Origin of the sequence: Actinosynnema sp. NPDC059335, assembly GCF_042752395.1 — a bacterium.
Taxonomy (GTDB): domain Bacteria; phylum Actinomycetota; class Actinomycetes; order Mycobacteriales; family Pseudonocardiaceae; genus Actinosynnema.
This window is the reverse complement of record NZ_JBHYXZ010000070.1, coordinates 35,020-43,684: the sequence shown is the minus strand read 5'-3', so window position 1 is coordinate 43,684 and position 8,665 is coordinate 35,020. Positions and strand designations below refer to the sequence as shown.

The 8,665-nt window shown below is 69.6% G+C and carries 7 protein-coding genes; 1 reads left to right on the top strand and 6 read right to left on the bottom strand.

Going from position 1 to position 8,665, the window contains the following annotated elements:
* Positions 1-225: 225 nt before the first annotated feature.
* Positions 226-960, top strand: a complete 735-nt coding sequence (locus ACFXGA_RS22135) for a GntR family transcriptional regulator (RefSeq protein ID WP_378090707.1) — start codon at positions 226-228, stop codon at positions 958-960.
* A 189-nt stretch (positions 961-1,149) separates the two neighbouring features.
* On the opposite strand, the gene ACFXGA_RS22130 is transcribed toward ACFXGA_RS22135, so the two are convergent.
* The 6 genes from ACFXGA_RS22130 to ACFXGA_RS22105 form a co-directional block, all read right to left on the bottom strand.
* Positions 1,150-2,088 (bottom strand): polysaccharide lyase family 1 protein, encoded by a 939-nt coding sequence (locus ACFXGA_RS22130; protein WP_378090706.1) that lies wholly within the window; start codon positions 2,086-2,088, stop codon positions 1,150-1,152.
* Positions 2,089-2,170: 82 nt separating this feature from the next.
* Positions 2,171-3,322, bottom strand: a complete 1,152-nt coding sequence (locus tag ACFXGA_RS22125) for an enolase C-terminal domain-like protein (RefSeq protein WP_378090705.1) — start codon at positions 3,320-3,322, stop codon at positions 2,171-2,173.
* On the bottom strand, positions 3,319-4,605 hold the full coding sequence (locus tag ACFXGA_RS22120; protein ID WP_378090704.1) for an ABC transporter substrate-binding protein: 1,287 nt from the start codon (positions 4,603-4,605) through the stop codon (positions 3,319-3,321). The genes ACFXGA_RS22125 and ACFXGA_RS22120 overlap by 4 nt, the downstream gene beginning before the upstream one ends.
* A 7-nt stretch (positions 4,606-4,612) precedes the next feature.
* Positions 4,613-5,524 (bottom strand): carbohydrate ABC transporter permease, encoded by a 912-nt coding sequence (locus tag ACFXGA_RS22115; RefSeq protein WP_378090703.1) that lies wholly within the window; start codon positions 5,522-5,524, stop codon positions 4,613-4,615.
* Positions 5,521-6,396: a carbohydrate ABC transporter permease gene (locus ACFXGA_RS22110; protein WP_378090702.1), complete on the bottom strand. Its 876-nt coding sequence runs from the start codon at positions 6,394-6,396 to the stop codon at positions 5,521-5,523. Before ACFXGA_RS22110 ends, ACFXGA_RS22115 begins: the two co-directional genes overlap by 4 nt.
* Entirely contained in the window at positions 6,393-8,549 is a 2,157-nt protein-coding gene (locus ACFXGA_RS22105; RefSeq protein WP_378090701.1) for a pectinesterase family protein, read from the bottom strand. Before ACFXGA_RS22105 ends, ACFXGA_RS22110 begins: the two co-directional genes overlap by 4 nt.
* Positions 8,550-8,665: the final 116 nt, after the last annotated feature.

Sequence of the window (8,665 nt, the reverse complement as noted above, 5' to 3'; positions counted from 1 at the left end):
GTCTAGTGGGATCGGAGATGTTTATTAGAGACAGGCCTGGGGTGCTCGTACGGGCCCCATGTAAAATCGGGCCGGCCCGCACCACCAACCACCACCCCACCCGACCCGACCCCCACCCGACCCGACCGCCACCCGACCCGACCCCCACCTGACCCGACCCGACCCCCATCCCACCCCATCCCACCCCCACCACCCCGACCTGACCCGACCGCTCAGGAGGTGCCCATGCCCGCGCGCCCCCTGGACCGCTCCACCGGCACCCCGCTCTGGCGACAACTCCAGGACGAGCTGATCACCCGCCTGCACTCCGGCGACTTCGACACCGGCTTCCCCGGCGAACTGGCCCTGGTCAACGACTACCGCGTGAGCCGCCACACCGTCCGCCAAGCCCTGCACCAACTCCGTGCCGACGGCCTGGTCGTCGCCGAACGCGGCCGCCAACCGCGGGTCGGCCCGGCCGCCGACGTGGAACAGCCGCTGGACACCCTCCAGAGCCTCTTCGCCTCCGTCGAGGCCGCCGGCCTGGAACAACGCAGCATCGTCCGCGTCCTCGACATCCGCGCGGACGGCGTGATCGCCGACCAGCTCGCCCTGGAGGGCTCCACCCCGCTCCTCCACCTGGAACGCCTCCGCCTGGCCGGCGGCAGCCCCCTCGCCATCGACCGCGTCTGGCTGCCGGCTGCCGTGGCGTCACCCCTGCTCGACGCCGACTTCACCCGCACCAGCCTCTACACCGTGCTGGCCGAGCGCACCGGCCTCAAGGTCGACCAGAGCCGCGAGACCATCAAAGCCGTCGTGCCGACCCCCGCCGAACGGGCGCTGCTGGACTGCGGACCGGACGTGGCGTGCCTGTCCCTCCACCGCCTGGGCCGCGCCCGGGGCCGCCCCGTGGAGTGGCGGCACACGATGGTGCGCGGCGACCGCTACGCCGTCACCACCGAATCCCGCCCCCGCCGTTGAACCCCGGCCGCTGAACCCCGGCCGCTCAACCCCGCCGCTCAACCCCCGCCACCAGCACCCGCCGAAGAAGCCCGCCGAAGAACCCCGCCGCACAAGCCCTGACGAACCACCCACCAACCGGCACGCCGGACGGCCCCTGGCCGGGAGAGTGGCCAGGGGCCGCCGATCAGGCGTCGGGCGGGGACGGCGTCAGCCGACCTTGCCCACGCCCGCGCCGCTCTGCACGACCGACTTCACGCCGGAGCAGGAGTCGAGCACGTACGAGTACGGGATCGACTTGACGCTGCCACCCTGGTCGCCCGAACCCGAGCCGACCATGTGGTTGTTGCGCGCCACGAGGCTGCCCGCCGGCGACGAGCCCTCGCCCCGGTGGAACGGGTCCCTGGTGTTCTCGAAGTAGTTGCACTCCACGAGCACGCCGGCCTCCATCGTGGAAGCCACACCGTACGACGTCACGCCGCCGTAGTAGTTGTTGTAGACGTGCACGGGGTTGCCGAAGCGGACCCGCGGGTGGCGCTGGTTGGTGCCGTCGAACCAGTTGTGGTGGTAGCTGACCCGCAGCTTGCCGCGGTCCTCGCCGCCGTTGCCGTCGTCGTGGCCGAGCAGCATGGTCTTGTCGTGGCTGCTGATCTTGTTCCACGACACGGTCACGCAGTCGGACGCGCGCTTGATGTCGATCGCGCCGTCGTAACCGTTGCGCAGGCTGTTGTGGTCGATCCAGACCCGGGTGGAGTACTGGACGTTGATCGCGTCGTCCGCCCAGTCCCTGAAGTTCAGGTTCCGGATGATGACGTTGGACGCGTTGGCGACGTTCAGGCCGTGCCCGGCGATGGTCGAGCCGGTGCCGATGCCGATGATCGTCTTGTTCGACGCGACCTTCGTCATGCTGGACAGCGTGATGGTGCCCGAGACCCGGATGGTCTGCGTGGTGGTCGACTTGGCGGCGTTGGCGAACGCCGTGGCGTCGCTGACGGTCACCGTGCCCCCACCGGCTCCGCCGGTGGTGCCGCCGCACTGCGTGCCCCAACCCTCGAGGTTGAAGTGCGCCGCGTCGGCGGTGGGCGCCATGACCACGGACGCGGCTAACGCCGTCGCCGCGACCAGCGCGCGGGAGATCTTGCGAGACATGCGGTTTCCTCCATACGACTGTGGATGAAAAGGGAACCGGCGGCGGTCCGAACGTGGCGGCGGCCTGGGCCTTACACCGGGATCACCACCTCTCGACGGTGTGCGCGCGGATGTGCTCGACGTCGAACTCGTCACCCAGACCGGGAGAGGAGGTCATGGTGACGTGGCCGTCCGCGTCGAGCGGGTCGGCGATCGCGAGCCGGTGCGGCGGCACGCGGTCGAAGTCGTGCAGCGGGTGCAACAACCCCCGCTCGTACCAGCGGCCGTTGTCGGTGCCGCCGAGCACAGCGAGGCTCGCCGAGCCGTCGCCGTGGATCTCGCAGTCCATGTTGAACGACTCGGCCAGGTGCAGGGCCTTGACCGTCGGCGAGATGCCGCCGACGTCGGTCGGCCCGGCGCGCAGGATGTCGCACGCCCCGGAGGTGATCCACTCGGCGCGGCTCAGGTGCTTGCCCCAGGCCACCTCCGGCCCGATGACCGGGATGGAGAGCTGCTCGGACAGCCACCGGTAGGAGCTGATCGACGCCTCCTCCATCGGCTCCTCGAACCAGTAGAAGTCCAGCGCCTCCAGCGCCCGGCCCAGCTCCAGCGCCTCGGTGCGCGAGTACCAGTGGTTCGCGTCGAGCATCAACGCCACCTCCGGCCCGACCGCCTCGCGCACCGCCTCGCACGCCGCGATGTCCGCCCGCACGCTGGGCGCGCCGGGCACCGGCGGCATCCACGTGTGCAGCTTGATCGCCCGGTAGCCGCGCTCCACGAGCTGCTTGGCGAACGCCGCGTAGTCCCCGGGCGTGCTCAGCCCGCCCGGGATCTCGTCGCCGCACATCGTGCTGGCGTAGGCCGGGATGCGGGACCGGGCGCCGCCGAGCAGCTTCCACACCGGCTGCCCGGCGCGCTTGCCCACCAGGTCCCACAACGCGGTGTCTACGTAGCCGAGGGCCCGGTCGGTGAACCGGCCGTGCGAGCCGCGCTGCTTGCGGGCCATCGCCCGCCACAGCCGTTCGCGGTCCCACGGGTCCGCGCCGATCAGCACGGGCTTCACGATCGAGTCGAGCACGGCGGGCCGCAGCTGGTCGGGGTGCACCTGCACGCGCCCCACCACGCCGTCGGAGTCGGTGATCTCCAGCAGCGCCTCGCGGACCTCGTGCTCGGCGCTCGGGTGCCGGTGCCCGTGCGGGTCCACCGCGGTCCACGCGGTGGTCGTGAACACCGACACCTCGACGCGCTCGATCATTTGCGGTCCTCCCACTCCTTCTGCGCCTCGGTGAGCTTCTTCGCCACGTCGTCCAGGAACTGCTGCGCGCTCAGCTCGCCGAGGAGCACCTTCTGGTACTGCGGCTCGCTGTCGGCCTTGGTGATGGACGAGTACTGCGGCAGGTACACCGGCGCGGGCACGAGGACCGTGGCCGGGTCCTCCAGCACGTCGAGCGCCATCTTCACGTGGGCGGCCTTGTCGATCCACGCGGCGCTGCGCACGTCGGTGTTGGCCGGGATCTGGCCGACCTTCTCGTTCCAGTAGCTGTTGGACTCGGCGGAGGTGAGGAACTCGGCGAACTTCCACGCCGCGTCCTGGTTCTCGCTGTTCTTGAACACCGCGAAGCCGTCGGTCGGGTTGGGCACGACGGTGCGCTTGCCGCTGGGGCCGGCCGGCAGCGGGATCGCGGCGACCTTGTCGCCGAGCGCCTTGGTGACGTCGCTGTAGGAGCCGAGGTTGTGGTGCATCATCGCGACCGAGCCGCCGGTGAACTGGGCGATCATCTGGGTGAAGCTGTTGTTCACGTCGGCCTCGGGGGTGGCCTTCTTGTAAAGCTCGGCGACCTTGTCGACCAGTTCGGCGTTGGCCGGGTCGTTGAGCGTGCTCTTGCCGTCCTTGAAGAAGTTGTCCACCCCGGAGTACGCGTACGCCTCGGTGATGAGCTGGAACACCGAGCCCGCGCCGCCGCGGATGGTGTAGCCGTACTTGTTCGCGGCCGTGTCGGTGAGCTTCGTCGCCGCGGTGATGAACTCGTCCCAGGTCTTCGGCGGCTCGATCCCCGCGTCCTTGAACCAGTCCGTGCGGTACCAGATGATGTCCATGTTGGCCGAGGACGGCACGATGTAGAGCTTGCCGTCGGGCGCGGTCTGGCGGACGGTCTCCACCAGCGAGGGCAGCAGCTTGTCCTTCAGCGGGCCGCCGTTGACGCGGTCGTCGAGCGGCGCGAGCGCCTCCTGGCCGACCAGGTGCGCGAGGTACGAGGTGGTCACGCCGCCGACGTCCGGCGTCTCGCCGCCGGCGATGGCGGTGTCGTACTTCTGCTGCACCGAGGCGCTGGGGATGCCGACGTACTCGACCTTGATGGTGGGGTTCGCCGCCTCGAAGCGGGAGATCAGCTCCTTGTAGATCGGCTCGCGGGCGGGCCCGCCGTTGTTGTCCCAGAACGTGATGGTCACGTTCCCGTCGCCGCCCGCACCTCCCCCGGACGAGCAGGCGGACAGCGCCAGCGCGGCGGCGGCCACGGCGACCAGCAGTTTTCTCATGATGCTCCTATCCCTTCACAGCCCCGGCGCTGAGCCCCTGCACCAGGAACCGCTGCACGACGGCGAAAACCAGGACCACCGGCACGGCCGCGACCACGCCACCGGCGGCGAGTGCTCCGAAGTCGGTGTTGAACTCACCCAACGTGTAGCTCAGGCCGACCGGCAGGGTGAACTTGTCCTGCCTCGTGGCGAACATGAGCGCGAACAGGAACTGGTTCCACGCGCCGATGAACGCGAACGACCCGACCGCCACCAGGGCGGGTTTGAGCTGCGGCAGGACGACCGCGAAGAACGCGCGCAGGCGCGAGCAGCCGTCCACCATCGCGGCCTCTTCCAGCTCCACGGAGATGTTGCGGATGAACCCGCTCATCAGGATCAGCGACAACGGCAGCTGGAACGCCACCTCCGCGATGACCAGGCCGGTGATGCTGTTGAGCAGGCCGAGCCCCTTGAAGATCACGAACAGCGGGATCAGCATCATCGCGCCGGGGATGAACTGGCTGCACAGCATCGCCAGCAGGAAAACCTTCTGGCCGCGGAACTTGAACCGCGCCAGCGCGTACCCGCCCATCACCGACAGGATGGTGACGAACACGAGCACGCCCAGGCCCATGATGACGCTGTTGTAGAAGAAGATGCCGAACCCGATGTCGTTCCACACCGTGTCGAAGTGCTCCAGCGAGATCGGCCACGGCACGAGCTGCGTCGAGCCGGCCGGCCGGACCGCGAACACCAGCATCCAGTAGAACGGGATGAGCGTGAACAGCAGGTACAGCACCAGCGGCACGTGGATCATCCACGGCTTGCCCGGCTCCTCGGCCACGGCCCGGCGGCGTCGCCTGGTCCGCGGCGGCGGCGCGTGCGTCGTGCCCGCGACCTCCCGCACCAGGGTGTCGGTCTTGCCCAGGGTCTCGGTCATGCTCGGCTCCCGAACTTCGACAACCGCAGGTACGCGATCGAGAAGAACAACAGGATCAGGAACCCGGCGACGGTGAGCGCCGAGCCGTACCCGAAGTTGTGCGAGTCGACGGCCTGCCGGGCCACGTAGAGCGGCAGCGTGGTGGTCTGGTTCGCGGGACCGCCGCCGGTCAGCGTGTAGATGAGGTCGACGTTGTTGAACTCCCACACCGCGCGCAGCAGCGTCGACAGGATGATCGCGTCCTTCAGGTGCGGCAGGGTGACGCTGGTGAAGCGCTTCCACCGGCTCGCGCCGTCCACGGACGCCGCCTCGTAGAGGTCCTTGGGGATGCTCTGGAGGTCGGCCAGCAGCAGGATCGCGAAGAACGGCACGCCGCGCCACAGCTCGGTCACCACGAGGGCGTCGAACACCGTGTCGGGGTTGCCGAGCACCGAGGTGCCCGGCGAGCCGATGCCCCACTCGGAGAGGGCCTGGAAGATGCCCGTGGACGGGTTGAGCAGCAGGATCCAGATGCCCGTGGTGAGCACGCCGGACACCGCCCACGGCGAGAACACCAGCGCGCGGGCCAGGCCGCGGCCGATGAAGGTCTCGTTCACGATCAGCGCCAGGACCAGGCCGAGCAGCAGTTGCAGGCCGACCTCGACGAACACCCACTTGGCGCTGAACGCGAGGCTCTGCCAGAACAGCGGGTCGTCGAACAGCATCTGCTTGAAGTTGTCCAGCCCCGCGAAGCCGTTCTTCCACGGCTGCGTGACGTTGTACCGCTGGAGGCTGTAGTAGACGACGCTGCCGATCGGGTAGACCAGGAAGACCGCCATCAGCACCAGCGTCGGTGCGATCAGGGCGTAGGGCGCCCAGGTGCGCGTCCTCATGCGGGGTTCCAGTCGCCGAGGTAGGCGCGCCGGGTGTGCTGGGCGGCCTGGTCCGCGGTGAGCTGCGGCCGGTCCGCGCCCGCGGTCGCGCCGGGGCCGGAGTTGCGGAACTCGGCGAACCGGGCGTCGCGCCAGGAGAAGCCCGACATGTCGGTCCACGGCGCGGCCTTCACCGCGGCGGGCAGCTTGGTGTCGCGGACGACGACCGAGGCGATCGCGTCCGGGTCGCCGCCGGGGTGCCACGGCCGGCCGAGGTAGTAGGTGCCGGCGGGCGCGTCGCTGACGACCGTCGAGTTCATGATCAGGAAGCCGTGCGGGTTGTCGCGGCGGGTGCTGGCGGCGGTGATGTAACCGTTGGGATCGCCGCCCCGGTTCAGCGCGCGGATGGTGACCTGGTCGAACACGGCGGTGGCGCGGCCGAAGATGAAGTCGACGTCGCCGACGATCTCGCCGCCCCGGTAGTACTGGCGGGCCCGCGTGCCGACCGCGCGCGTGTCGGCGTAGAGGGTGTCCTGGTGGCCGAGGAAGCGGACGCGGTCGTAGTACTGCCGGTCGCCGGTGGCCTTCACCGCGACGGCCTGCGTGGCGGTGATCTCGGGGTGCGCGGCCCGGTCGAACGAGTTGCTGAACGTCAGGTCGCGGGCGGTGAAGCCGTCGGCCTCGATCGTCGCGGTGGCCGAGCCGGTGGTGCCGTAAGTGGTGCCGTCGGGCTTCTTGGTGCCGCCGGCGTTGTCGTAGTCGATGACGACGTCGCGCGCGGTGCCGGTGGAGCCCTTGAGCGTCAGGTCGGGCTTGGTCGCGGGCACCCGGACCACCTCGCGGTACACGCCCTTGCCGATGGTGATGGTGGTGCCGGGCGGTGCGGCGTCGATGGCCGCCTGCACGGTGTCGAAGTCCGTGCCCTTGGCCACGTGGTAGCGCTCGCGCTGCTGAGCGCCCGCCTTGAGGTTCTTCACCCGGGTGGTCGGCTCCAGGCCGCGGGTGAACTGGGGCGTCCAGCCCGCGTCGCCGGCGAGCTGCGCGGTCGGGTGGGCCGCGTTGAACGCGTCGAGCGCGTCCACCGGCTTGCCGTCGACCAACGTGCCGACCTCGGTGATGGCCGTGCCGCCCCAGTTGTAGATCAGGTTCTCGACCGCGCCGCCGTTGCCCAGCTTGACGTAGTTGTTCTCCACGTACAGCTTCGACTGCACGCCGACGCCCCAGGCGTAGACGAACGACGGTCCGGGCTCGTAGAGGTTGTTGTAGACGTGCACCTGGCCGAACCGGACGCGCGGCAGGCGCTCCTCGACGTTGCGGAACACGTTGTGGTGCACGGAGACCCGCAGCTTGCCGGGGTCGGTGGTCGAGGTGTTGGACGAGCCGATGAGCATCGTCTTGCCGTGGTCCTCGAACAGGTTGTACGACGCGGTGACCAGGTCGGTGCCGTTGGTCATGTCGAGCGAACCGTCGTGCTGCTGGAACGGGCGGTCGAAGTAGCTCGGGGCGGCGCTGTCCGGGTACGGGTGGTCGGTGAAGGTGTTGTGGTCGACCCACACGTTGGTGGCGCGCTGCAGGGACACCGCGTCGTAGGCGGAGTTCCAGTTGCCCGTCGCGCCGTCGGTCGGGTCCCACTGCGGGAAGCAGTCGCGGGTGTCGCGGAACGTGAGGTTGCGGATGATCACGTTCGACGCGCCGTGCACCCGCAGGGACGCGCCGGTGATGCCCGCGCCCCGGCCGTCGCCCACGATCGTGGTGTCGGAGCCGACGGCGAACGAGATCGCCGCGGCCTGGCGCGCGGCCGACGCGGCGCGGGCGTCCTCCAGCGGGCCGCTGGGCTCGGTGTCGCGCCCCCAAACGGCGGGGTCGTATGCGGCCAAATAGCCCGCGAGCGTGTAGCCGTCCGTGGCATATGTTGCGCAATCAGCCCTGACGTCGATGACGCCGCGCACTTTGATGAGGCGTGGCGCGGGCGCGGCCAGGGCCGCCCGCAACTCCGCCGCGGTGCGCACGACGTGTTCGGTCGTGGCGGCCGACCCACCGGTGGTGCCCGTGCCGCTCGACGCCCAGCCGTCACCGGGCGGGAGAACCTGTCTTCCCAGGTCATGGCCTGCGTGCGCGGGTGCTGCCGCGATCACGCCGAGGGCGCAGGAAAGCACGAGCGCAGTACTGATCATCCGCATGACGAGGGGCCTTCCCCGGCAAGATTGTTCATAAATGTGAACACTATCCAGAAGTGCGAACAGAGTATTGCGAAAGTGTCCGGCACACGTCAACGACGTAACTTCGTTCG

What these genes read in the sequence shown, in the direction of transcription:
- ACFXGA_RS22135 (WP_378090707.1), top strand. Translation starts at nt 226, where the DNA reads ATGCCCGCGCGCCCCCTGGACCGCTCCACCGGCACCCCGCTCTGGCGA.
- ACFXGA_RS22130 (WP_378090706.1), bottom strand. Translation starts at nt 2,088, where the DNA reads ATGTCTCGCAAGATCTCCCGCGCGCTGGTCGCGGCGACGGCGTTAGCC.
- ACFXGA_RS22125 (WP_378090705.1), bottom strand. Translation starts at nt 3,322, where the DNA reads ATGATCGAGCGCGTCGAGGTGTCGGTGTTCACGACCACCGCGTGGACC.
- ACFXGA_RS22120 (WP_378090704.1), bottom strand. Translation starts at nt 4,605, where the DNA reads ATGAGAAAACTGCTGGTCGCCGTGGCCGCCGCCGCGCTGGCGCTGTCC.
- ACFXGA_RS22115 (WP_378090703.1), bottom strand. Translation starts at nt 5,524, where the DNA reads ATGACCGAGACCCTGGGCAAGACCGACACCCTGGTGCGGGAGGTCGCG.
- ACFXGA_RS22110 (WP_378090702.1), bottom strand. Translation starts at nt 6,396, where the DNA reads ATGAGGACGCGCACCTGGGCGCCCTACGCCCTGATCGCACCGACGCTG.
- ACFXGA_RS22105 (WP_378090701.1), bottom strand. Translation starts at nt 8,549, where the DNA reads ATGATCAGTACTGCGCTCGTGCTTTCCTGCGCCCTCGGCGTGATCGCG.